Raw genomic sequence first — 23,029 nt, forward strand, 5'->3', positions numbered from 1 at the left:
CGTCAGTCGGGGGTGTCCGCTCATGCCGAGTTGAGTGCACGTAATCATGTCAATGTTGACACGCCGAGACACTCCTTGGAGTTTAGGGTCAACCTTCTTTTACACCGTAAGGAAGGGCAAATATCCATTGTTGAGACATATCTCCCCTGCGCGGCTCGAACCATGGTTGCCAGCCATTTTCGGCGCTCTCGTTCAAGGCGAGGAAGAGATGACTACTCGCAGATTGAATCCGATAGCCCACGCCGTCCGGTGTCCCACTCAACCGCCACCGCTGTGAAGGCGAGCCATTGGGCTCACGCATCTCAGGATGAGGATCCTCGCTTCGCTGATCGGTGGCGTCCAAGGCCAACCCGTTCGACGCGGAAAGGATGAGCACTTCACCTTGGACGCCGCTTGGCTGCACGGTCCACAGTTGCTGGGGCTGTCCGTGCGCCGCCCAAACGATGACGCCGTGGTTGGGCTCTGCGGCGTATGCGGTGTCGAGGCCCTTGCCGCAAGAGCGGGCGAAGATGACAAAGGGGCCGGCCTCCCTGCGTCTACCCTTGAACACGGTCCGCACATCATCAACGCCGATCGTCAGAAACGGCAGCTTGAGCTCCACCTTGATCCGTGGCATCGGCATGGGAGGAAGATACGCCATGTCCGTCAGGGTGGGCGATGATGTCGGACTGACGACGCAATGATGATCTCGATTTGCGCCCCGGATAGTGGTGCAACGCCGCTGGCGTGATCGCAGACGACACGGCTCGGGGCTGGACGAACGGCATGGCCTCCCCCGAGCGAGTCAACGCCCCCAACAGGCCACCGGCACCGCATCCTTGAAATGGAGCATCCCGGCCGATGGCGGTTCGCCTGATCCGCCACAACGTCTGGCCATCTCGGTCGCTTCAACAAACTCATCTGCCGCTGACAATGCGCGGCGATCGTGAGCGTACTTCCCGATCAACCGATGCGGCTGTGAGGGCCAGCGCTGGTGCCAGCCAAAGCACTGGCCGGCAGCTTACGAGCGGTCGGCGGTCGGCGAGCCGGTGCGAGCCGGATTGGGGGGGCAGGTTGGGAGCAGCGGGGTGCCCTGAACGGCTTTGAACTGTGTCCGACGGCATCGAACGGCGCTCAACTGCACCCATCCCTGCCTGCGGCTCCACGTTATCGCAGGTCAGAGTCGGTGCGGCGTCCTGTTTCACCGCGGAGTGCTCCGCGACTTTGCGCAGCAGGCGACAGCGCTCAATATCTGCTGGCAGGGGAGATGCGCAGGTCAAGGCGGTAAGGAGCTGCCAGATGGCCCGGCCTTGCAGTTGGGAGCAGATTGGGTGCAGGTTGGCGAAGTGGTCAACTCGCCCGAAGTGCTCACCGATGCTGGACAGGGCGGCGGGCGTTGACCTGCGACGATGCGGACGATCGGTCCGGCATGAACACCCAGAGGAGGTTGAAGTGGTCAGGCGTGGGATGGCTGGTGCCGGCCGACGTCTCGGTTCGCTTGAGGCCACGTCTGAAGGCGTGTTGCAGATCGATGTGGAGCGTTGCAGGTGACCTTGCTGGAGTCCGCCGCAGATCCGTCATTGGAGACACCGATCCCACGGGGAGCGCCCTGACCAGGCCCTTCCGGCTGAAGACCACTTCGGCGAACCCGAAGGCGTCAGCGCTGGCGCTCCCAGCGGATGGGGTAGGGCGGCGTCCGCTCATGGAGACGAGAGGGCGTCGCGGTCGCTGTTGCACCGATGTGAGTTCGCCGAGAAGTGGCCGTGAGTGGGTCGACTGACCGCCGGGCACTCGGAGCGCGTACGGCGGTGGGGTGCTCGGCGCCGGCGGTCAGCAGTTCCCGCCAGTTGGCCGGCGGCGCCGTTGAGTACATCCCGGCTCACGCTGTGGTTGCCTTCCGGGCACCGGCAGGCCTGAGTGGTCGAACAACTTCTCAGGCACGCCAGGCTCGCATCGAGGGACCGCGCGAACGCGCACTCGATCAGGTGCTCGCTCATGCCGCTGGTCGGGTGCCCGCCTCTGCGTCTCGGTCAGGAACGCGCGGCGCTGGCTTTGAGGCTCCGCAGCTGTTCGACCTTGCGCTCGGCGTCCTGCCGTGAGTACGAGCCGAGCGCTGAGAGAGGCATAGCGTCGGCGTCGTCACCGAGACGGAGGACGGGAGCGTAGAGCGGCAAGCCTCCCCGTACGCCGATTTGCCTGCAGTCGACCGACTGGATCGCGCTCCACGGTGTGACCTGGTCACGGCTGTCGAAGCCGCGGACACGGACACCCTCTCCGCCGATAACCACGCCGAGTCGAAGAGCCCGCCAGATGCCGGCCAGGCCGCTCGTGACGAGTAGGCATCCGAGCACGATGCCGAACCAGTCGCGCTCGGCCAGTACGTGCCCGGAGGTGAAGTACGTGACGCCCAGCAGGGTCCACACCGCGAAGATCACGACTAGGGCCGGAATCTGGATGCGTGGCCTGATGACGATGCGGTGCATGGCCGAACATGCTACGGAGGGGCCTGTCCGGCCAACGGCGTAGTCCAGTCCGACTGCGGCGTTAAGCCGTCGGATCAACGGACTGCCGTCAAGATCGGGCGCACGGATCTGCCGCAGACAAAGCGCGTGGCTTGGATGGCGCGTAACGCAGTGTGACGAAATGAGGGTCCCGTGCGGTCGCTCAGTGGACCAGCTGGAGCCGTCCAGGCCACCCGACCAGATAGCCAGAATCAAGTGGCCGGATTACTGAGCTGCTCTGGGGCTAGTGAGCAGCTGCCGCGCGTTGGTGGCCCACCGGATCGCCGTGCCTTCGCTGAGGCCGAACACGGCGGCCAGGTGTAACGGGTCCGCGCCGGCGGTGATGGCTTCCTCGAGCTGGCGGTCGATGCGTAACCGTTCGAGGGTGCCGGGTAGACCGCGTAGGTTCAAGATCCAGGTGTGGCTGACGGGCGCGTGGCCCAGCGCGCTCGTGCTGCTGACCAGCAGATGTGGGTTGGCGGTGCCGGGCCACCGTTCGCGCCGGTGGGCAAGCCAGTCGAGCAGGGCGTGGGTGGTGAGTTCGTCGAGCAGGCGGCTGTTGCCGCCGATGGTGATGCGCCGGGTGGCGAGATCGACGTCGTCGAGGTGCAGGGCGCGGATCTGGCCCGGTCTCGCAGCGTGGACGGCCGCGAGGATCACGTAGAGCCTGGCCTGCGGGGTGGTCGCGGCGGCGACGCTGGCGGTGATTTCCTCCGGGCGCAGCGGCTGCCAGATCGGGTCCGGCACGGCCGGGATCGAGATGCCGTGGGTCGGGTTCCGGAAGATCAGCTTGTGGCTTTTGGCCCATCGGAACAATGCGCGTAACGCGGTGGCGGCGATCTCCCGGCGTGTTCCTCGCAGCGTGCCGAGGTAGGCCAGGACATCGTCGCGGACGACCTCGCGCAGGTGGCCGTGTTGTGGCCAGGTCGCGGCAGCGTTCGCCGCGACGCCGAGGTAGGCGCGGACGGTCTGCTCGTCGCGGGCCCGGCTGCGGGGGCCGCCGTCGCGTAGCAACCGTGCCCAGGTGAGCAGGTCGCGGCGCCAGGGGTCCGGTAGGCCGGCGACTTTGGCGGCCATCAGGCTCTCCAGAGCGGGCGGCCGGTCGTCGTCGAGGACGTCCATCGTCGCGAGGATCTCGACGACATGGTCGAGGTTGATGAAGTACTGGGCCGTGAGGGCGCCGAGGTCGGTCGCTCGGATGAGGTCGGGTTCCCGGTGATCGGCCAGCAGCCGGACGAGGACGCGCTGCATGGCGCGCTGTGCGGTGGGCCGCCAGCCGCGTGTCTCGGCGATGCTGTGGGTCAGGTGCAGGGCCCAGGCCAGCCAGGGATTGTCCGGTGGCGGCCCGGTGCGCAGGTCAACGACGGCGTTCAGGTAGTCACGCGGTCCCGGCGGCAGCAGGACTGGTTGCAGCCAGGCGCTGACTGGCCGTGCGGCGGGTGGCGGAGCTTGCTTGAGCGGGCGTCTTTGGTGCCGTAGCGGCGTGGGGTGGGTCGTTCGTGGCGACGAATTCTTCATGGAGAAGCCGGTGCCCGAGGGTGGATTTGTTGTGATTGAAGGAACGCGGCCACCTTGTTCAAGTTGTCAGGGGGCGATGAACCGGGCTGCTGAGGACACTGCCTCAACCTTCGCTTACTTCTGGCAGGACAATAGTGGCAGAGTTCAAACTTGGCAAAGCACCAAGTAGAATCCGGTTGTTAGGGAATAGTGGCGGCGCGGAGGTTGGAAGCGTAATGGAGAGTGGGCGCATTGACCCCGTGGAGATTCTTGCAAGGGTCGGCGGATCGAGGCCAGGGATCGGCGGTAGCGAGCGCGCTTTTCAGGTGTGGGTCGACAAGGCGCGCAGGGCCGGCTGGGAAGTGCGCGAAGACCCCGGATTTAGGGACGTTGAAGATTCTACCGAATGCGGGTCGGTGATTATCGAAGGGATCCGGTACTGTATTCACTACGGACTGCGAGTCCGTCGCGATCTGGTTGACGACTCTGGTGGGCAGCTAAGGCAGCGCGTCATTTTGGGATATGCCGCATGGGGCGAGCCCGACCTTAGGAATTACAATCCCGAATAGAGGCATTCCTCGGATTGGCTGCGGAGTGACTAATGAGAACGTTGTCCCGCTGGCCTATCTGTACATCAACCGGATTTCGCGAACAGTGAGCTTAAGTGGCGGCTTCCGGTCGGTGGGCCGTACAGCGGGGCGGTTAGAACCCGTAGGCAGTGGTTAAGTTCCGCGTAAATCACGTCGCCCTAAGAGCGCGTTTAGTTTGTGGGTCGGTCGGGTGGGTCGCACAGTGGGTCCGGTCGATGGACGTGGCTCTAAGCTGACGAGCACCCGCTGAGCGCGAGCCAGAAGGGCCGACACCAGATTCGCGATCGTGTGCGTCTTGCCGATGCCAGGAGATCCCTGTACCATCACCCCCGCCTCGGAGCGAAGCAGCTCGAACTGGGGAGGACGTGGCGATGACGGTTGCCTGGAGTCGGCTCGGGCACGCGTACGGCCGGGCGATTGACACCGCGACGTATCTGGCCGCGCTAGAGTTCGGTGACGCCGAGGCCCGGGAGGCCGCCCTGGACCACCTCGACATGGCGGTGCTGCATCAGGGTTTACCGGAGACAGCTACCGCGCCGACAGTTCGGGCCGTGACCGCGCTGCTCGCCGAGGGGCGAGCCCACCCGGACACCGTCGAATCGCTTTTGGAGTTCCTCGGCGACGCGGCTATGAGCGTGATCGACCTTTCTGACGATCGCTACTTCGAGGGGATACTGCCGGACCTCGCTGATGCCGTTGCGCAGGCGTACCCGGTGGTGCTTCCGCTGCTCGTGGCGTCACCGCCGGACCGCGCGTTGTTCCGCGCAGAGAATCTTGTGGCGATTGCCCGGATGCGGTCCCTGGCGGATCGGCGGGAGGAATTGACGCTGCTCCTCCTGCAGTGGTCGGAACGCGGTGCCGGGCCGCAGGCCGAGTGGCTACGCTGCCTCGGCCAGCTCGGCGTTGACCTCCGCGATCGGCTCATCGACCCGGACCCGGCGGTCCGGCTCCTGGCCGCACTGGTTCATGAGGATGACCCGCGCGGCCGTGAGCTGATCCTGGCCGCCCTGGCTGAGCCACCACCTCCGGGAGTTCATCAGTTCGATCTCGTCGCCGCGGCGATCCGCGTCGCCGCTGACTTCGACGAGATCGCCACGGCTGCTTGCCAGGTGGCCAGTCGGGACAGTTGGGCCGGCTTCGACGACGGCTGGGGCGCGTTGGTGCGGTTCACGTTCCCCAAGCCGTACGCGACGAGCCGGCCCCTCACTGAACCGCAGCGCGCGCTGGTCCGGGCTTTGGTGACCAACGACGAGCTCTGGGACCCGACGAACGGCAGTTGCGGGCTCGTCTTCAACCAGGCCGGACTACCGCACGGTCGGAGTGCGTGCCGCCGGCTCGTTGGGTGAGCACCCATCAAGATCAGAAATCCGGATCTTCCCGACGACCCAGCCACCCGGATATGCCGCCGACCGTGCGTTGCGGGTGAGCCTGCTGGAGTCCGCCGCGGTTCCGTCATTCGAGACACCGATCCCACGGGCAACGTCCTGAGCAGGCCTTTTAGCCTGGCGACCTCTTCGGCGGGTCCGAAGAGGTCACCACCGCAGCTTGCGCGAGTTTCAGAGTCGCGCCGAGCGTCATCGGCGGTGGGGCAATGGATCGAATCCCCCCTCGGACACAAAAATTTGCCCACGGTGTGCGCTGAGATCGATTGCAGCGCGCACCGTTTGCGTTTCAGGCTGGTAGTTCAGCCGGAGACCGGGTTGCCGGTAGACCTCGGCTTTGTCGGCGGGATCGGCGTCGCGGAGCACGGCGGTGATGTCGCCGAGCGCTCGGACTAGGTCAACGATCTGGGAGCGGCTCATCCGGCGTGGCTCTGTCTGCTGGGTCGTTTGAAGATCAGCTTCGGCTCGTGTCCGTTCGGCCTGGGTTTGAGTGATCCAATCGGTGACTAGTGCGGGATCTGTGCCGGCGTCGAGGGCGGCCAGGTACTGGGCGACCTTCAGGCTGGAGACCTCCTCGGCGGACCCGAAGAGGTCGGCCGGTTTGCTCCCGGTCGTCAGTCGAGCGGCGTCCGCTCATGTCGATGAGCGGATGCCATTCTCGAATGATCGACTGTGTGTTGGTCTGATCACCTTCTGTATCGTGCGGGTGTGCTTCGGGCTGGGTTGAGGTGGGTCGGGCGCTGCTGGTGGGCGGTGCTGGTTCCCGCAGCGGTCGCTGTACCCGCCACAGGCGCATCTGGTGGACGCGTTGACCGTGCCGGCGAACGTCATCGAGGTGCCGGCTCGTATTGAGGACTACACCCCGCAGCAGATCGTGGCCGAGGCGGTGGTGGCGTTCTCCGCCCGGCTGCATCGCCGGCCTCCGGGTGATGTTCCACCCCTGATTGGGGTAGGTCCGATGTTCCGGTACTGCGGATGCATGCGCAGGCGCTGCTGGCGGTGTTGGGCGGGCCGCTTGGTGATGACCCGTACGACGTGCTGGCTGAGGTGCTGGGCCATGAGGCCCGGTACTGCGGCACCGGGCCCGCCGCGACGGTCTACCAGGTGCGGATGGGCCAGCTGCCGACGCCGTGTTGCGGCGGCTGGTCGCCGTGGCGGCGCTGCTGGGCGCGGACAACCGTGAGCAGGCCATGGATGCGCGGAGATCTCCCCGGTCGTCAGGCCTTTGGCATACAGCGACAGGATCGCCTCGTTGAACCCGTCCAACCGGCGGGCATGCTTCGGCACGATCCGCGGCGTGAACGACCCGGCCCGGTCCCGCGGGAATGTTGGTCCGCCAGCCGGTCGCCTCGTCGACGCCGACCTCGTCGAGGTGCGCATCCACCTCACCGTCAAGCGCTGATTCAAGGACCGTGCCGGTGATCCCTGCGAGGAGCCCTCGCGGCCCGACCAACGAAACTCCGTCGGCTTTGGCCCGCTCGACCAGCTGCTGCCCGAACTCCACCTCAGCCGCCGTCGGCTCCGGAAGCTGAACAGCGTTCTTCTTGTCTGCCCTGACGTGGTCCTTCCCGGACAGGATCAACGTCCTGTCCAACGGACCACACCCAGGTCAAACACGGAAATCTACGCAGTCCCCATCCGGGGCGCGACCGCCGCACTCTTCTGCCGCGATCCGCGCCGCCCGTATTCACGCGGCCGGCATCGGGCGCAGCGCCTTCAGCGCGGCAAGTACGCGGTCAACTGGTCGGCGAGTTGCTTCGGACGGCTGAGCGCCACCGCGTGACCACCGTCGATTTCACCCGGTACGGCATCGAGCGGTCGGCCGCCGCGCGGCGCTGGAAATCGGGAGGAAGAACCGGTCTTCGCGGGCGATGAGCACCCTCGTCGGCACGTCCGGCCACGCATCCACGGGGCCACGGCTCGTTCCATTCGGCGCTGACCTGGTCCCTGCCAGGCGCCGTAGCCTTCGCGACAATCTCGGCCGGCACGCCATTGTAGAACTGTTCCTCCTCACTGAACCCTATGCGCTGCGGTAACCGGTGTTGCCCCACCAGTAGCTGGGACTCTCACCCGGCTTCGGGATCATGGGAGTGAGCAGGACAATGAGCCGCACAGGCAGCTTGTCAGCGACCAGCGGCGCCGTGAACGCACCATACGAGTCTCCGACGACCACAAGGTTGCTGCGATCGCCGACGGCATTGACGACCCGTGTCACAGAACTCGGCGAGGCCTGCCGCCCTATCCCTCGATCGGTAGCTCCGGCACCACCACGTCGTGGCCCCGCTTTACCGGGAGTTGCGCCTGACCACCGCCTTCCCCGGCGCGACCCGTTTGGCCCGGTGCGGCGACGCGGTACGCGGTTGTTCGGCGTTGTGCGAGATTGATTGATTGGCGCCACCACCAGCGGCGATCAACTTCGCTGTTCCGTAGAAGTGGACGGCGGGACGACTCTCAACCAACCCCGTCCCTGAGGAGTGGAAGTCATGATGCTGCGCAAGGCGTTCGGAGCGCTGCTGGCGATGCTGACCTTCGGCACGGTGCTGGTCGTCACGGCGGCCCCGTCGCAGGCGGCGGTGGCCTGCTCGGGCACGGTCACCTACAGCTACGCGTACCCGCCGAGCAAGCCCGTTGCCGAGCTGGTCATCTACTACAACAGCACCAACGGCGGCACGAACAGCGCCTGCATGTACCACCGCGGCGCGGCGTACGGCTCCTCGGCGCGGACCTCCGTGCAGATCGCCCGGTGCGCGGAGACCTCCGGCACCGGCTCTTGCACCGCCACCGCGGTCTCCACCAAGGACAACGCCGACTACCTGTACTACGCCGGGCCGCGCGGAGTGACCGGCACGGCGAACAACTGCGTCGACGCGTACGGCGAGATGGACTGGGCCGGCACCACCTACTGGATCCACTCCGGTCGCCAGGGCTGTTGAGTTCGGTGCGCCTGACCGGTGGCCCGGTGGGATCCGTCCCGCCGGGCCACCGGTGGTGGCCATCCGCCGTCCGCGTACGTCCCCATCAGGGGTAGAGGCAGGCGGTACGGCGGGCCGCGAGCCGCTGGTCGGCGGCGAGCGGCAGGGCCTCGGCGGTGCTGGAGCCATCGGGGCGGGCCGCCCGCACGTCGAGTACGTCGGTCGGCGCGCCACCGCCGAGACAGGCGACCGCGGCCACCGGGATCTCGGCAGTGGGTCCGGGTTGCACGGACAGGCGCTCGAGCTTCCAGACGAGGTCGAACGGCGGGGCGGCCGTGCCGGTCATTCCGATCTGGTGCCAGCGGCGCTCCGCCGGCAGCGCGGGGTCGTCCGCGTAGTAGGCGGCAAAGCCGACGATCTCCACGTGCGTGCCGGTCGCGCTCAGCCGCCACCCACCCGGGCCGGTCACATCGGGGGCGATCGCGAGGGCGATCGCTTCCGGCCCGGGTCGGTCGCCCTGGCAGCGGGACGGTTCCAGGCCCGTGGGCGGGTTGCCGTGCACCACCCCGGAGGCGATCAGCCCACCGTCGGCGAGGGTGAACCAGCGGATGTCGGGGGTCTGGGAGGTGGAGTCGGTGATCCGCTCACCCAGGCAGTAGCCGGTGAGCCCGACCACGCAGCCGGGCGGAATGGTGTAGAGGATGCCCTGGTCGCGGCGGGGCTCGCTCCGGACGTGCACGCCACCGCCGTACGTGACGGCGGTGAAGGCGGCGTCCGTGGTGGTCGCCGGGCAGGCTGTGGTTGTCGTCGTGCCAGCGGCCGACGTCGCCCCCTTGGCCGCCCACCTAGGCTGGGTCATCGGCACCACGGCGGCCGTACCGGCGAGACCGGCGACCGCCACCGCCGCCGCCACCGCCAGTCGCCGTCGGAGTTTCCGGTGGCCCGGGGGGCTCGCGGGCCGGTCGTGGGTCGGTCCGGCTGCACCGCTGGTGCCGGTTGGCTCACCCGTAGTCGGGGCGGGTGGATCCCCCGCAGTCACAGTGGACGGTGGCTCTGCAAGGGGCGTGGCGATCGGTTCGGCCGGCGTCGGGTCGGGTGTTTCTGCCCTCGCCGGGTCGGCTGGTGCGCTGGCCGATCTGGCGGGCCGCAGTTCCTCGTTCAGTTCGAACCAACGCTGCCTCCACTGGGCGGCGTCCCCGCCGCAGGCCCCGACGTACGCGAGCAGCACGTCGAGGCTGGGTTGCCGGATTCCGCTGGCAGCGGCGGAGAGGGTCGAGGCGCTGTAGCCGGCGATTTCGGCCAATCGCCGGTAGGTGGGGTTTCCCGCTTCGACACGTAACTCTCGTAGCTCATGGGCGAAGGACGACAACGGCCCAGCCGTTGGATCTACGGGCCGCTCGTGCCGAGCCATGCCGCTCCCTTGTCCCGGTAGCGCCCTGGAGCGGGGGTGCCGCAGCACAGGGCTCATGTTCCTTGGTAAGTCCTCCAAAGTGGAGGAATTATATTGAATTCCTCGACCGGCAGACGACGGCTACCAGTGTCCGGGGGGCGTGGGATCGGCAGTGCGCGCTCAGCCGTTGAACGTCGCCGGGTGCGGCCCGACACGCAGGTCCCGCTCCAGCGAGCTGATCGCATCGAGCTTCGCGGCGCTCAGTTGTGGTCGGTCTTGCCGAACCCGAACACCAATCGCGCCGGCTCATTGATCGCCACGAAATTCTAATACCGATCCCTGACGTACGCCGGACGACGTGCCGACGGCGGCCGCTCGCCGGTCGGCGCCGCCGGAGTGAGACCCGCCAACCGGAAGAGGTGAGCCGTCTCGGCGGTATCCAGCCGCAGCGCCCGCCCGACCGCGCCCAGCACCGACTCGGACACCTTGATATCCCGACCTTGCTCCAGCCACAGGTCGAAGACGGCGACGCCATCCTGTGCGCCGACCGCGAGCAGGCGCCGTTAGTACTGCAACGGCAGCTGGGTAGGGCTAGCCCTGTCGTCGGTAGTGGCAGGTTCGGGCTTGGTGTTGGCGTCGTCGGCGCCAGTGGGACCAGGCCCAGACGTGCTGGGCCGTCCGGCCCCAGCCGGACGGCCCATTACTGAAGGTTGTCAGCTGCCTGCGCGCAGGAGAGCGGGTTCGGGCGTGCTCGTCGGCGGCTGAGGGTCGTCGTGACGCCTGAACAGATCGCTCGGCCACCACATCCATCGATCAACGTCCACTGTTAGCGCGGTGACCAGCACCGAGCGGACGATCATGGTGTCCAGCAGCACACCAAACGCCACCGTGAACCCCAGCTGCGCCGCGAAGACCAACGGCAGTGATCCCAGCGCCGCGAAGGTACCGGCCAGGACCAGACCGGCGGAGGTGATCACGCCGCCGGTGGCGGACAGTCCGGCCCGCGCGCCCTGTCGGGTGCCGTGTAGCTGTGCCTCTTCCCGTACCCGACTGACCAGGAAGATGTTGTAGTCGATGCCGAGGGCGACCAGGAACACGAACACCAGGAGTGGGAAGTTCGCGTCCGCCCCGGCGAAGTCGAACACGTGGTTGAACACCAGCGCGCTCACGCCGAGGGCCGCTCCGAGCGACAGCACCACCGTCGCCATGAGCAGCAGCGGTGCGACGATCGCCCGTAGCAGCAGCGCGAGGATGAGGAAGACAACGATTAGTACGACGGGGACGATCACCCTGGTGTCGCGGGCCGCCGCCTGTTGTGTGTCGAGCGCGATCGCCGTACTGCCGCCGACCCGCGCATCCGCACCCTCGATCTTGTGGACCGTGGCTCTGGCTTGCTCGACGGTGCGCATCGCGGCCTTGCTGCCGGGCGCGTCCTCGAGCGTCCCGAGAACGAAGACGTCACCATCCTTGACCATAGGTGCCGCGACGCCGGCGACCCCTGGGACGCCTGACAGTGCCGTCCTGACCTGCTCCGCCGAGGCGGCCTTGGCCACGACGTAGATGGGTCACCCGACCCGGCCGGAAAGTGCCTGGACTGGATCTCCTCGCCGACGACCGCCTGCGGCTCGCTGGTGAACTGGCCCTTGCTCGGGATCCCATCGGCCTTGAGCCCCGTCATCCCGATCGCCATGACACCGAGGACGAGCGCGGTGGCGACCCACACGATCCGCGGCCGGCGGGAGATGGCGGTGCCGATCCGCGTCCAGATGCTGTCCTTGGCCGTCCCGACCGAACCGTACGACGGCTTCACCGGCCAGAAGATCCAGCGGCCGCAGATGACCAGGAGGGCCGGCATCAGGGTAAGCATGGCAAGCAGCCCGATGACGATACCGATGGCACAGGCCGGGCCGAGACCTTTTGTGGAGTTGAGTGTGGCCATCAGCAGCACCAGCAGGCTGACAGCGACCGTCGCGGCGCTGGCGATGATCGCGGGACTGGAGCGGTACAGGGCTTCCGCCATCGCCTCGTGCCGGTCCTCGTGTCGCCGCAACTCTTCCCGGTACCGGGAGATGAGTAGTAGCGCGTAGTCGGTGGCGGCACCGAACACCAGTACGGTCAGAATGAGGCTGGTCTGCGTGTTGACGGTGAGCCCGGCATTCTTCGCCAGCAGGTAGATCACCGCTTCCGCCGCGACCAGAGCGCCGCCCGCGCTCAGCAGCGGCAGCAGTGGAAGTAACGGACTGCGGTAGGTGAACAACAGGATGACCACCACCACCAACGCCGTGATCATCCCCAGGGCGCCTCCTCCGCTGAAGGCCGTTACCGAGTCGGATGCGTAGCCGGCCGGCCCCGTGACGTGGAACCCGAGACCGTCGGCGTCTCGTTCGCCGATCGCGGTCATCTCGTCGACGACCTTGCGGGCCCCATCCCAGCCGTCAGTACCGTCGTCGACCTGGACCACGGTCTGGATCGCCTTGCCGTCCTGGGACGTCAATGGGCCCTGTGGCTGCCCTACGACCTTCTCGATGCCCTTGAAGGCGTCCGCGTTGGCGTGGGCCTTGGCTATGTCGGCAGGGGTGACGCCCTCCGGCCGGTCGTAGATCACGATCGCGGGCAGGGTCTCGGCTGGCTGGAACTTCTTGGCCTGGTCGAGGACCTTGGTCGCCTCGGCATTGCTGGGCAGCCAGGCCGAACTGTCGTTCTTCTCAACGTCGCCCAGGTTGCCGGCCAGCATGAAGGCTGGTGCCAGCAGGGCGACCCAAATGGCTACGATGGCCCATTTCGTGATCCGGCCACTGGGCAAGGTTACTACTTTTCGCAACATAGGATTCCTCAGTGCTCGGTCGACGTGAGAACGCTTGCAGGGATTCCAGACGGCATCGATTCCGCGTACCTGGCCGCAGGCCGAAATGAGGTCGGGGACGATGACGGCGAGGGGGATCGCAGCCGGCGAACAGCAGCGCGCCGTTGACATTTTGGTAGACGACGTTGAGAGCCGTGCCGAAGCGGGGAAGCCCTCTACAGGCGTCCCACCGTCCATGGCCGGAGTTTGTCGGGGTGGCGTACCGCCCAGATGCGCTTGATCCGGTCGCCGACGACCTCGAACGCGTACACCGATACGGTGACGCCGTCCTGTTGGGCGATAAGGCCGGGTTGGCCGTTGACCGTACGCTCCAGGATCGTCAGGTTTCGAAGTCTGCCCTCGAGGTGGATCAGGGAGCGGACGATCTGCTGGGCGCCTTCGATCGGGTGGAGCACGGCGCCGACAATGCCGCCGCCGTCGGCGATTGCCGTGGCGTTGGGGTCGAGGAGGCCGATGAGGGCGTTGATGTCCTTGGCTTCCCAGGCCTGTTTGAAATTCCTGACGATGTCGGCGCGTGGGGCTGTCGAGGTCGCGGGCGTCTGTGTTGCGCGTACGCGCCGGCGGGCCGAGGAAGCCAACTGGCGGCACGCCGCAGGGGTACGACCGACGATGTCGCCGACTTCCGCGAAGGAGTAGCGGAAGACGTCGTGCAGGATGAACGCGACGCGCTCGGCCGGGGTCATCGATTCGAGTACGACGAGGAAGGCCATGTTGATCGACTCGTCGAGGGTGATGCGATCGGCCGGGTCCGTGGTGGTGGCATTGGACCGTCCGCTGATCCACTCTGTGGGTTCGGGTAGCGGCTCGGGGATCCATTCGCCCACGTAGGTCTCCCGCCTAACCCGCGCCGAGGAGAGCAGGTTGAGGCAGATCCGGCTGGCGACCTTGGTCAACCAGGCGCCGGGGGATCGGATCGCCTCCTGCTGTTGGTGGGACATGGCGTACCAGCGGACGTAGGTCTCCTGGACGGCGTCTTCGGCGTCGGCCAGGGAGCCGAGGAGCCGGTAGGCGAGATTGATCAGCTGACGCCGTTCGTTCATGACCGCGGTCAGGCCTGGGTCGGGTCGGCCATGTCCTGGCTCGGTTGGTCTGGTCATGGTGTCGCCGGCTCCCCTTGGTCGCATCTGCCCTCGCTTGGTTCGACAAGACAGCACACCGAACTGTGAGGTTCGTGCGTCGCCTCACATTCCGAGGCGCCCTGTTGTCGTACCACTGAGACGAACAGCCACCCAGCCGGCCGAAAGCGCAGTGAGACGGTGGCCCTTCCCTCGGTCCTGACGATCGCAACTGACCGGAACCCTGGCCTGTCCCGACAGCACCGATTACACCGCCAGCGTGGACAGCTGCTTCCGGCCCCGGCTGTCTACTTCCATTGCGCGATCCCGGCAATTTCCGACACATCAGACCGATTTGACGAGGCGACTGAGATGCGAACTGAAGCGACCAGAAAGTTCCAGGAAGCGACCGACGAGAAGTCGGCTACCGTCACACGAAGCGGCTGGGACTGGAGCCGGATCCGCCCCATCGCCTTTTGGGTAACGACGTTTGTAATCGTCTTCGAATTGGCTGCTGGATCGGTGTGGAATCTGCTGACGATCGAATGGGTGGAAGTGCAGTTGCACCACCTGGGGTACCCGCACTTCTTCGCCTACATTCTCGGCGCGTGGCAGGCCGGCGCGGCCGTCGCGATCGTCGCGCCCGGGCTCCCGCTGCTCAAGGAATGGGCGTACGTGGGCGCCTTCTTCCTGTGGTCCGGTGCCGTGGCGTCGCACCTGGCAGTCGGTGACGGCCTTCAATCGTGGGGGGTGCCGCTGATGTTCGGTGCGTGCGCGATCGCCTCGTGGGTGCTGAGGCCAGCCGACCGCCGGCTTCCGGAGACGCGGCTCCGTCGGGCCCGCCCTGCCGACGCTGGACCGGATGGCTTCGGGCCGTTGGAGATCCGTCCTCGCACCTGGGCAACCCGTCCTCGCGCTTGGATCGTCCCGATCGGACTCGTCGCTGTTCTGTATGCCGTCTCGTTCCTGACGCTACCCGTGATGGAAGACGTCATGCGTGAGCAGGCAGTTGAGCTCGGCTGGATCGACAGGTAACGACTAGGGGCTCGACGTTACGCGATGCTTCCTCGCCCTGTCGTGGGCGCACCATATCCGTATCGGAACCGTTCAGGGCGCTAGGTGATGCCACGGCTCGTAGATCGCCCAGCACCCCGCAGTGTCGTCGAAGACCACGCCTGCACGGGAAGACGGTCACGAAGCTGCCCCGTCACCCGTCAACCACTGCACATGAAGGGAGACGACCATGACTCACCGCCTGGTGGTACTCGGCGCCGGGTACGCGGGCCTAGGCGCCGCCAGGCGCGCCGCCCGCCGGCTGCGCCGCACCGACGTCGAGGTGACGCTGATCAACGCCACCGACCGATTCGTGGAACGAATCCGGTTGCACCAGCTCGCCGCAGGGCAGACCCTGCGAGACCGGCCGCTGCGAACCATGCTGGACGGCGCCGACGTGAAACTCGTCGTGGCGCGGGTCACCGCCATCGACGTCGACGCCAGCATCGTCCGAATGGACGCCGAGCCGCACACGGTCGGTTATGACACCTTGGTGTACGCGCTGGGCAGTGGCGCCGACGTCGGCAGCGTGCCGGGGGTACGGCAGCACGCATTCACGATCGCGGAGGCGGCTCAGGCGCGGCGGTTACGGTCGCGTCTGCTCGGTGCCTCGGCCGGCGATGTCGTTGCCGTCGTCGGCGGTGGTCTGACTGGCATCGAGGCCGCCACCGAGCTTGCCGAGGCATATCCGGGGCTACGGATCAAGCTGGTGACGAATGACGCCCTCGGGGGTTGGCTGTCTCCGCCCGCCAGACGCCACCTCGGCCGGGCGTTCGACAGGATGGGCATTGGCGTCCACCAGGGTGTCCGGGTCGAGACGGTCTCGGCGGCAGGCCTGCGCCTCGACGACGGGCGGGATCTCGACGCGGAGGTCGTCGTCTGGACAGCCGGTTTCCGGGTGTCCGCGCTGGCCGATCGGGCCGGTCTGGCCGTCGACGGCCGTGGCCGGATGATCGTTGACGAGACCTGTCGATCGGTTTCGCACCCGCAGGTGTACGGGATCGGTGACGCCGCGGCGGCACCCGCACTCGGCGGTGAGACCCGGATGTCCTGCCAGACCGGCCTTCCGATGGGTCTGTACGCGGCGGACGCGATCGCGGCCGTTCTGAGCGGACGGACGCCGAGGCCGCTTCGGATCCGTTACGTCTGGCAGAACATCAGCCTCGGTCGACGGGACGCGATCACCCAGTTCACCCGAGCCGATGACTCCCCGATCGGTGCGTTACTCACCGGCCGGTCCGCCATAGGCTTCAAGGAGGCGATCAGTCGCAGCACGGTGTACCGCCTGCGCCACTCCGGCCCGGTGCGCTGAGGGCAAGGCCCGGCAGTGTTGTCGTCATCGTGGAGGTGGCGTTGTGGCGCACGCTGACGGCAAGCATGACGTGGCTGATGGCGATCGTTTCCCCGCCGCCGAGACCTACTAAGCAGGATCGCCGGAAACGCCGTTAGCGAGCCATGGCCCGAGTTGGCGTCATTGGTGTACGTCTATCCACCACCCGTCGGCGACCTCGCGGCCGCGAGCGTCAGGGACGCGGCGGCGGCGAGCACCGCAGCGACCGGTCCGGACAGGACGTGTCGAGATTGCACAAGGTCGGCCTGATGGTCAACAGGGTGCCTGCCCTGATGCATTGAAGTGGGCAGGCAGCGCGGGAGGCCGTTACTGGATGGGGACGTTGAGGTCGCGGAACGGGCCGATCTTGACTTTGAGGGTGTCGGCGGTGTCGGGTAGGGCGAAGAGGTTCCAGAACTCACGGGTCTGGCCTGGTGCGAACTTTTCGGTGTTGATGCGGACGCCGGAGACTGCTGTGCATGCGCAGTAGGAGTCCACGCCGTCGTCGGTGGGGACCTCGATGCGGCCGGGCAGGTACTGGCGGTGGGCGGCGACGTCGGTCATGCGGACGTTCGTTGCGGCCTGGTATTTGTACGCCTCCCAGTCCTGAGCGTGGTGGAGGTTCCTGAACCATGCCTCGGCCGATCCCTGATTGGTGATCGTGTAGGTGAGCAGGCCGAGACCGCCGGGCAGTCGGCGCAGGCTGGTGACCTGCAAGGCGATGGGTTGGCCGTCGGCTTTGGTGGTGCCGGTCAGGCCGGTGGCGCCGGGCGAGGTGGTGGCCGCTGGTTTCTGGGTGGCGGGTTGCGGTTTGGGGAAGGTGACCGTGACGCGGCGGTTGCGGCGTTTGCCCTCGTCGCTGTCGTTGCTGTAGAGCGGGCGGCGTGAGCCGTACCCCTGGGTTTGGAAGCGGATCCCGTTCCTGGTCAGCAGCGTCGACAGGGCGTGTTGTACCGCTTGGGCGCGGCGCAGCGACAGTGGGTTGTTGATGGCGTCGGTGCCGGAGGAGTCGGCGTGGCCGGCCACCGTCACCATTGTGGCGGGGGAGGCGTCGATGAGCTTCGCGGTCTGGGCCATGACCGATTTCGCTTCGGGGGTGAGGGTGGCCTTGTCCACCGCGAACAGCACGTCGGCGGAGAGGTTGACCTGTAGGTCCTTGCCGTCGTCGGCGGTTTCCTCGGACTTGTCCAGGGATTCGGAGGGGAGGATGAGGCGGCGGGTGAGCGGGGTGATGGGTTCGGCGTCGGGGTCGGGGAAGTCGCCGGCCGGAGGGTCGTCGCTGATGGGCACGTCGAGCATCGGCGGGCCCACGGGGGTGACGACGGTTGTTGTCGCGGGGTTGCCCGACGGTGCGGGCAGCACCGCGTAGACGGTGATCGACTGGCCAGGGTCGATGAAGCGGCTGGGGACGTCGCGGTCCACCGCGCTGCACAGGCAGGGGGAGTTGGCGGGTTTGTAGGGCAGGAGCCAGGTGCGGGCCTGGGCGTCGAGGATCCCGATGCCGGAGGCCCATTTGATCTCGCCGAGGGGGCGCGTGTGGTCGCCCATCTCGCCGGGCCAGGACAGGTGCTTCTCGGTGCCGGTGTTGGACAGCCGGATCTGGGCGATGAGGTGTTTGCCCTTGACGCGGTTGAGGCCGACGACCTCGACCTTGAGATTCTCGGTCATGGTGCTGCGGGTTCCGGCCAACGCCGCGCCGGTGCTGGCGCTGGCTGCCGGAGTATTGGAGGCGGGCGGGGCCGGGGAGTCCTTATTCGGCGGTCCCTCGCACCCGACCATTGCCAGGGTGAGTACGGCGCTCAGGGCTAGCCTTCGGCTAGAGCTGGGGGAGGCGTCCTGCCATCGGAAATGACGGAGCTTGGTCATGATCCTCGTTCTCGGTCGATGTGGTTGGTCGCGAGTGGACCCGGGGTGGCGCAGCAGGTATTAGTGCACGCCGTTGTTCGGATCGGGCCGCGTCCGCTGTTCCGGCCTATGCCCGGCTCCTGCCTTTCCACCTCGGTCTCACCACACGCACTGGACGAAGCTCCAACCCGGTTTGTGACAGCCGCGAGCCACGACCATCTCCCGCCCCGGGACTGTCCAGGAAGGTTGCCGGCGAATCCTGTAGTGCCCACTACAATTAGAACGATCGCTACGGTAGATTTGTGGCGGCGGCATCGTCAAGGTCGCGGTGAGAGGTGTGCGGAATGACAGGGGCACGGCCCACGCGCAGGAAGCGCGCCAACGGCGTGGAGTCGCGGCAACGCATCCTCGACGCCGCCGTGCAGATCGCGAGTGAACGCGGGTATGAGGGGACCTCGATCGCGGCGGTGAGTGCCCGTTGCGGATTGCCCGCGAGCTCGATCTACTGGCATTTCAAGGACAAGGACGACCTGCTCGCCGCAGTGATCGAGCGCAGCTTCGAGACCTGGCTGGCGGCCGTCGACCTGCCCGGCGAGGAAACCGGTACGCCGCTGCAGCGTTTCGTCGCCGTCGGCGCGGCGGTGGCCGCGTCGCTCGTCGACGCCCCCGACTTCCTGCGCCTCGGTCTCATGCTCGCCTTGGAGCGGCGGCCCGAGGAGCCCCGCGGGCGGGCCGTGTTTCTGCAGGTCCGCGAGGTCGCCCGACAGAGGTTCATCGAGGTGATCGAGACGCTGGTGCCGGACCTCGATCCGGCGGACGTGCGGACCGTCGTGACGTACGCCCTGGCCGGGGCCGACGGGCTGTTCCTGCAGCGAGAGATCCACGGCGATGCCGTCGATCTCGCGGCGATGTTCGAGCTGCACGCGCGGCTGGTCTACGAGGCGGCCCTCCGGATGGCCCCAGGGGCTTCCCATGACCATGACCATGACCATGACCATGCCAAGCCGTAGCCGTGGTCAGCGGTGGTGGGGATGGAGCTCACGGCCGTCCCGCAGCAGCCGTGTCTAGCGCGTCGAGAGGAACCACAGCATGACCGGTCAGTTAACCAGGATCGACGTCCATCAGCACATCCTGCCGCCCTTCTACCGCGCCCTGCTCGCCGAGGCCGGCGTCACGGCAGCGGGCGGTCGGGCGCTGCCCGCCTGGACACCCGAGTCCGCATTGGACCAGATGGACCTGCTCGGCACCGCCGTGGCCCTGCTGTCCGTCTCGACCCCCGGCACCAGCTTCTTCACCAGCCCGACCGAAGCCGGCGACCTTGCGCGGCAGCTCAACGACTACGCCGCGGGGCTGGCCGCCGAGCATCCCACCCGATTCGGGTACTTCGCCACCCTGCCGATGCCCGACATCGCGGCCGCCACCACCGAGGCCCGTCGCGTCCTCGACGAACTCAGCGCCGACGGCGTCACTCTGCTCGCCAACAGCAACGGCGACTACCTCGGTGGCCCCGACCAGGACGCGCTGTGGCAGGCCCTGGACGAGCGCGCTGCCGTCGTCTTCGTTCACCCCGCTGACCTGCCCGGACCAGCCATCGACGGCATCCCACCGTTCGCCGCCGATTTCCTGCTCGACACCACCCGAGCGGCCTACCTCCTCGTCCGAACCGGCGTCCTCCGGCGATACCCCAGAATCCGGTTCGTCCTCAGCCACGCCGGAGGCTTTCTGCCCTACGCCTCACACCGCATGGCCCTGGCCATCGCCGCCGACACCGCACGCAGCCCGCTGGACATCCTGGACGACTTCCGCACCTTCTACTTCGACACCGCCCTGTCCTCGAGCCCGGCCGCCCTGCCCACCCTGCTTGCCTTCGCCCGACCCGGGCGTGTGCTTTTCGGCAGTGACTGGCCCTTCGCGCCCATCCCGGCCGGGCAGTACTTCGCCAACGGAATCGACACCTGCCTCGAACTCGGGCAACTGCGAGCGGTCAACCGCACCAACGCCGAAGCCCTCTTCCCGCGCCTGGCCAACGGCGGCACGCCAGACCCGGACCATCGGGTGGCCGCGCGCCTGCAACGGGCAGCGCAGCGAAGCGCAGCCCGGTTCTTCTTCCGACTCGTCCAATCCGGCAACGGGGAGAAACAGATCCCCTGAGCGCCACCGGCGAGCCGTCTGGGACGGGTAGCGCGGCGGCACGGTCAGCGGCCAACCCGGCCTGATCGCCCAACAGGACGGCGTCACCGTATCGGTGTACGCGTTCGAGGTCGTCGGCGACCGAATCAAGCGCATCTGGACGGTACGCCACCCCGACAAGCTCCGGCCGTGGACGGATCGCCGGCCGGGTGGTCGAGGTCGCGCGGGATCGGCGTGAACTTCGCCCTTTCGGGCACGTGCAGGGGGCGCGCAGCCGTCTCATCTCCTTCGGCGGCACGGATCGGCGGCCCCGGCATACGGAGCCTCAGCCCCTGCACCGCAAAGGCCCGATCGGCGATTGATCAGGCGCTCGTCGACGCGAAATGCCCCACGGCGGCGACGGCGAAGACGAGGAAGACCGCGGGAAACGCGATGTTGTGGAACACCCGCGCGCGGGCGTGAGCCAGGATCGCGCCGACGAAGAACAGGACGAGGCCGAGGGCTGCGGCCAATCCGAAGGGACGTACGCCGAGAAGGCCGAGCACCAGACCCACGACGCCGGCCCCCTCGACCACCGCGAGGTAGGGTATCCACCGCGCGGACAGCCCGACCTCGGCGCAGTTGCGCATCACGAAGTCGGCCCTGATCACCTTGGCGGTCACCTCGATGGCGTTGGCGAGGGCGCAAAGGATGGTCGCGACGACCAGGACGCCCTCCAGTACGGCGATCATGACGCGCGCCGACGCGATCGAGCCATCGGTAAACTCACAGGTGCCTCCACGTGTGCGGGTTCATCAGATTGTGGTCTCTCGCCCTTCTGACGCCCAGCACGCATGAAAGGTGACCAGACGTGGAACTCGTCGAACACTTCGAGGCCTCGAGGGCCCGACTGATGTCGTTGGCCTATCGCATCGTCGGCTCGCACCACGATGCCGAAGACGCGGTGCAGGCCGCCTGGCTGCGCGCGCGGTCGGCCGACCCGGCGCAACTGGTCAACCCCGAGGGCTGGCTCACCACAGTGACGGCACGCCTGTGCCTCGACCAGCTTCGCGCCCGCCATCGCCGGCGCGAGGTCCCGCTCACGGCCGACGACATCCCCCGCGAGCAGCTCGCGGCCGACGAGGCGTTCATCCGTCGTGAGGACGTCTCCCGGGCACTGCTGGTCGTGCTCGACGAGCTGTCTCCCCCGCAGCGGGTGGCCTACGTGCTGCATGACCTCTTCGCCGTCCCGTTCGACGAGATCGGGCCCGTGCTCGACACGACGGTGGCCGCGGCGAAGAAGCTCGCGAGTCGAGCGCGGATCCGGCTCAGGGACGCTCGTGCGATCGACCTGCCGGGGTCGGCCCACCAGATGGAGATCATCGATGCGTTCCTCGCCGCGGCGCGTGGCGGCGACATCGCGCGGCTCGTCACGCTCCTGGCGCCTGACGTCGTCCGCACGGCCGACCTCGGATTCCTCACGGACGGCACCGCGCCTGTCGTCCGGGGCGCCTGGGCGGTCGCGAAGGAGACCAGGGCGTTCGTGGATCGCATCGCCGCCGCCGCCCCGGTCCTCGTTGAGGGTCACCCAGGGGCGGTGATCGCCCCTGGTGGCCACCCGTTCGCATTGATCCGGATCGGCGTCCGTGACGGCCTCGTCACGAGCATCGACATCACCCCCTACGAGCGCGGCACCGTGTCCCTCCCCGCTGCCTTGGGTGCGTGATTCTCAGTCCACTCAGGATCAGAGTGATGGCTGTGCCCACGCAGGCCCTTGAGCCGGCCGAGCGCGGGTCTTCGCGGGTGAGCGTTGTGTTCGGCGGTGATCGGGATCCTTGCGGAAGGATCTGCATACCATACCGTATGGTATGCTCGACTCATGGGAACGCGTGATCTCTGGCTCGGCGAGGGCATCGTGGTATTGACCGACGAGGGACCGGCGGGTTTGCGGATCGACCGTCTGGCTGCCCGCCTCGGCCTGACGAAGGGGTCGTTCCATCACCACTTCACGGGGGTCGCCGACTACCACGCGGCGTTGCTGACTCATATCGAGCATGGACAGGTCACCCTGTTGGATGGGCTGTTAGGCGAGCTCGCGACCGTCGATCCGGTCGACGCCCTGCGGGCCCTTCCCTCGCGGCTCGACGAGCTGTTCGACGCCGAGCTGGATCGGGCCCTGCGGGCGTGGGCGATCGGGAACGACGCTGCGCGTGGCGTGGTCGAACGCGTCGACAGCGCACGGCTCACTTTCCTCGAGACCCTCTGGAACCGCGTTGTGCCCGACCCGACCCGGGCGCACGCCGCCGCCCTGCTGCCGCATCTTCTCCTGATCGGAGCGAACGCCATCCGCCCACCGCTCGACGCTGCCAGTCGACGTGCGGTGTTCGACCTACTGCCAGACCTGATCGCCCATGTCTGAGGTCCCACGCGCCCCCGCCTGCGGACGGGCGCCGTGATTGCCGTCGCTGTTGCGCTCGCGCCGGGCATCGTGACTGCTACCGGGGTTCATCGCCGAGAAAGAGG

General features: G+C 67.4%; 19 protein-coding genes and 2 pseudogenes. 9 read left to right on the top strand and 12 right to left on the bottom strand.

Annotated features, from left to right (window positions below):
• Window positions 1-88 precede the first annotated feature (88 nt).
• From ACFYL6_RS15710 to ACFYL6_RS15720, 3 genes are all read right to left on the bottom strand, one after another.
• A complete protein-coding gene (locus ACFYL6_RS15710) occupies window positions 89-640 on the bottom strand; it encodes an RICIN domain-containing protein (protein WP_387171640.1) in 552 nt (183 codons plus the stop codon).
• Window positions 641-2,009: 1,369 nt separating this feature from the next.
• Window positions 2,010-2,462, bottom strand: a complete 453-nt coding sequence (locus ACFYL6_RS15715) for a PH domain-containing protein (protein ID WP_387171642.1) — start codon at window positions 2,460-2,462, stop codon at window positions 2,010-2,012.
• Between the two features lie 243 nt (window positions 2,463-2,705).
• Window positions 2,706-3,998, bottom strand: coding sequence for an integrase (locus ACFYL6_RS15720; RefSeq protein WP_387171644.1), 1,293 nt, complete (start codon window positions 3,996-3,998; stop codon window positions 2,706-2,708).
• Here ACFYL6_RS15720 and ACFYL6_RS15725 point away from each other — a divergent pair.
• Both ACFYL6_RS15725 and ACFYL6_RS15730 read left to right on the top strand, forming a co-directional pair.
• A complete protein-coding gene (locus tag ACFYL6_RS15725; RefSeq protein WP_387171646.1) occupies window positions 3,997-4,167 on the top strand; it encodes a hypothetical protein in 171 nt (56 codons plus the stop codon). The genes ACFYL6_RS15720 and ACFYL6_RS15725 overlap by 2 nt on opposite strands.
• Before the next feature lie 771 nt (window positions 4,168-4,938).
• Complete coding sequence (locus ACFYL6_RS15730; protein WP_387171648.1) at window positions 4,939-5,913, top strand: hypothetical protein; 975 nt, start codon at window positions 4,939-4,941, stop codon at window positions 5,911-5,913.
• A gap of 228 nt (window positions 5,914-6,141) precedes the next feature.
• On the opposite strand, the gene ACFYL6_RS15735 is transcribed toward ACFYL6_RS15730, so the two are convergent.
• Complete coding sequence (locus tag ACFYL6_RS15735) at window positions 6,142-6,369, bottom strand: hypothetical protein (RefSeq protein ID WP_387171650.1); 228 nt, start codon at window positions 6,367-6,369, stop codon at window positions 6,142-6,144.
• 435 nt (window positions 6,370-6,804) lie between these two features.
• Window positions 6,805-7,236: a hypothetical protein gene (locus ACFYL6_RS15740; protein ID WP_387171652.1), complete on the bottom strand. Its 432-nt coding sequence runs from the start codon at window positions 7,234-7,236 to the stop codon at window positions 6,805-6,807.
• Between the two features lie 1,196 nt (window positions 7,237-8,432).
• Here ACFYL6_RS15740 and ACFYL6_RS15745 point away from each other — a divergent pair.
• Window positions 8,433-8,882, top strand: coding sequence for a hypothetical protein (locus tag ACFYL6_RS15745; protein ID WP_357816451.1), 450 nt, complete (start codon window positions 8,433-8,435; stop codon window positions 8,880-8,882).
• 85 nt (window positions 8,883-8,967) lie between these two features.
• Here ACFYL6_RS15745 and ACFYL6_RS15750 read toward each other — a convergent pair whose 3' ends face one another.
• From ACFYL6_RS15750 to sigJ, 5 genes and pseudogenes are all read right to left on the bottom strand, one after another.
• The gene (locus tag ACFYL6_RS15750) at window positions 8,968-9,774 is read right to left on the bottom strand and encodes a hypothetical protein (protein WP_387171786.1); all 807 of its coding nucleotides are present in this window, start codon (window positions 9,772-9,774) and stop codon (window positions 8,968-8,970) included.
• Window positions 9,775-10,053: 279 nt separating this feature from the next.
• Window positions 10,054-10,329: pseudogene (locus ACFYL6_RS15755) on the bottom strand (helix-turn-helix domain-containing protein); the annotation flags it as partial.
• 635 nt (window positions 10,330-10,964) lie between these two features.
• Window positions 10,965-11,726 carry an MMPL family transporter gene (locus ACFYL6_RS15760; protein WP_387171654.1) on the bottom strand — a complete coding sequence of 254 codons (762 nt, stop codon included), beginning with the start codon at window positions 11,724-11,726 and terminating at the stop codon, window positions 10,965-10,967.
• Window positions 11,727-12,034: 308 nt separating this feature from the next.
• A pseudogene (locus ACFYL6_RS15765) lies at window positions 12,035-13,291 on the bottom strand (MMPL family transporter); the annotation flags it as partial.
• A complete protein-coding gene (gene sigJ / locus ACFYL6_RS15770; protein WP_387171656.1) occupies window positions 13,270-14,154 on the bottom strand; it encodes an RNA polymerase sigma factor SigJ in 885 nt (294 codons plus the stop codon). The pseudogene ACFYL6_RS15765 and the gene sigJ, both read right to left, overlap by 22 nt.
• 387 nt (window positions 14,155-14,541) lie before the next feature.
• On the opposite strand from sigJ, the gene ACFYL6_RS15775 reads away from it, so the two are divergent.
• Both ACFYL6_RS15775 and ACFYL6_RS15780 read left to right on the top strand, forming a co-directional pair.
• A complete protein-coding gene (locus ACFYL6_RS15775; RefSeq protein WP_387171658.1) occupies window positions 14,542-15,204 on the top strand; it encodes a DoxX family protein in 663 nt (220 codons plus the stop codon).
• Window positions 15,205-15,412: 208 nt separating this feature from the next.
• Window positions 15,413-16,534: an NAD(P)/FAD-dependent oxidoreductase gene (locus ACFYL6_RS15780; protein ID WP_387171660.1), complete on the top strand. Its 1,122-nt coding sequence runs from the start codon at window positions 15,413-15,415 to the stop codon at window positions 16,532-16,534.
• Between the two features lie 345 nt (window positions 16,535-16,879).
• Here ACFYL6_RS15780 and ACFYL6_RS15785 read toward each other — a convergent pair whose 3' ends face one another.
• On the bottom strand, window positions 16,880-18,418 hold the full coding sequence (locus tag ACFYL6_RS15785; RefSeq protein WP_387171662.1) for an OmpA family protein: 1,539 nt from the start codon (window positions 18,416-18,418) through the stop codon (window positions 16,880-16,882).
• A gap of 323 nt (window positions 18,419-18,741) precedes the next feature.
• Between ACFYL6_RS15785 and ACFYL6_RS15790 the strand changes: the two genes are divergently transcribed.
• Both ACFYL6_RS15790 and ACFYL6_RS15795 read left to right on the top strand, forming a co-directional pair.
• Window positions 18,742-19,407 (top strand): TetR/AcrR family transcriptional regulator, encoded by a 666-nt coding sequence (locus tag ACFYL6_RS15790; protein WP_387171664.1) that lies wholly within the window; start codon window positions 18,742-18,744, stop codon window positions 19,405-19,407.
• Between the two features lie 79 nt (window positions 19,408-19,486).
• Window positions 19,487-20,548 (top strand): amidohydrolase family protein, encoded by a 1,062-nt coding sequence (locus ACFYL6_RS15795; protein WP_387171666.1) that lies wholly within the window; start codon window positions 19,487-19,489, stop codon window positions 20,546-20,548.
• Between the two features lie 341 nt (window positions 20,549-20,889).
• Here ACFYL6_RS15795 and ACFYL6_RS15800 read toward each other — a convergent pair whose 3' ends face one another.
• Window positions 20,890-21,258 (bottom strand): DoxX family protein, encoded by a 369-nt coding sequence (locus ACFYL6_RS15800; RefSeq protein ID WP_387171668.1) that lies wholly within the window; start codon window positions 21,256-21,258, stop codon window positions 20,890-20,892.
• 119 nt (window positions 21,259-21,377) lie between these two features.
• Between ACFYL6_RS15800 and ACFYL6_RS15805 the strand changes: the two genes are divergently transcribed.
• Together ACFYL6_RS15805 and ACFYL6_RS15810 are read left to right on the top strand one after the other, a co-directional pair.
• Window positions 21,378-22,232 (top strand): sigma-70 family RNA polymerase sigma factor, encoded by an 855-nt coding sequence (locus ACFYL6_RS15805; RefSeq protein ID WP_387171670.1) that lies wholly within the window; start codon window positions 21,378-21,380, stop codon window positions 22,230-22,232.
• A gap of 153 nt (window positions 22,233-22,385) precedes the next feature.
• Window positions 22,386-22,925: a TetR/AcrR family transcriptional regulator gene (locus tag ACFYL6_RS15810; RefSeq protein ID WP_387171672.1), complete on the top strand. Its 540-nt coding sequence runs from the start codon at window positions 22,386-22,388 to the stop codon at window positions 22,923-22,925.
• Window positions 22,926-23,029: the final 104 nt, after the last annotated feature.

Source organism: Micromonospora sp. NPDC007208 (assembly GCF_042869175.1).
Classification (GTDB): domain Bacteria; phylum Actinomycetota; class Actinomycetes; order Mycobacteriales; family Micromonosporaceae; genus Micromonospora; species Micromonospora foliorum.

Coding starts and splice junctions, on each gene's coding strand:
- ACFYL6_RS15710 (WP_387171640.1), bottom strand. CDS start 640: ATGGCGTATCTTCCTCCCATGCCGATGCCACGGATCAAGGTGGAGCTC.
- ACFYL6_RS15715 (WP_387171642.1), bottom strand. CDS start 2,462: ATGCACCGCATCGTCATCAGGCCACGCATCCAGATTCCGGCCCTAGTC.
- ACFYL6_RS15725 (WP_387171646.1), top strand. CDS start 3,997: ATGGAGAAGCCGGTGCCCGAGGGTGGATTTGTTGTGATTGAAGGAACG.
- ACFYL6_RS15720 (WP_387171644.1), bottom strand. CDS start 3,998: ATGAAGAATTCGTCGCCACGAACGACCCACCCCACGCCGCTACGGCAC.
- ACFYL6_RS15730 (WP_387171648.1), top strand. CDS start 4,939: ATGACGGTTGCCTGGAGTCGGCTCGGGCACGCGTACGGCCGGGCGATT.
- ACFYL6_RS15735 (WP_387171650.1), bottom strand. CDS start 6,369: ATGAGCCGCTCCCAGATCGTTGACCTAGTCCGAGCGCTCGGCGACATC.
- ACFYL6_RS15745 (WP_357816451.1), top strand. CDS start 8,433: ATGATGCTGCGCAAGGCGTTCGGAGCGCTGCTGGCGATGCTGACCTTC.
- ACFYL6_RS15760 (WP_387171654.1), bottom strand. CDS start 11,726: ATGGTCAAGGATGGTGACGTCTTCGTTCTCGGGACGCTCGAGGACGCG.
- sigJ (WP_387171656.1), bottom strand. CDS start 14,154: ATGAACGAACGGCGTCAGCTGATCAATCTCGCCTACCGGCTCCTCGGC.
- ACFYL6_RS15775 (WP_387171658.1), top strand. CDS start 14,542: ATGCGAACTGAAGCGACCAGAAAGTTCCAGGAAGCGACCGACGAGAAG.
- ACFYL6_RS15780 (WP_387171660.1), top strand. CDS start 15,413: ATGACTCACCGCCTGGTGGTACTCGGCGCCGGGTACGCGGGCCTAGGC.
- ACFYL6_RS15785 (WP_387171662.1), bottom strand. CDS start 18,418: ATGACCAAGCTCCGTCATTTCCGATGGCAGGACGCCTCCCCCAGCTCT.
- ACFYL6_RS15790 (WP_387171664.1), top strand. CDS start 18,742: ATGACAGGGGCACGGCCCACGCGCAGGAAGCGCGCCAACGGCGTGGAG.
- ACFYL6_RS15795 (WP_387171666.1), top strand. CDS start 19,487: ATGACCGGTCAGTTAACCAGGATCGACGTCCATCAGCACATCCTGCCG.
- ACFYL6_RS15800 (WP_387171668.1), bottom strand. CDS start 21,258: ATGATCGCCGTACTGGAGGGCGTCCTGGTCGTCGCGACCATCCTTTGC.
- ACFYL6_RS15810 (WP_387171672.1), top strand. CDS start 22,386: ATGGGAACGCGTGATCTCTGGCTCGGCGAGGGCATCGTGGTATTGACC.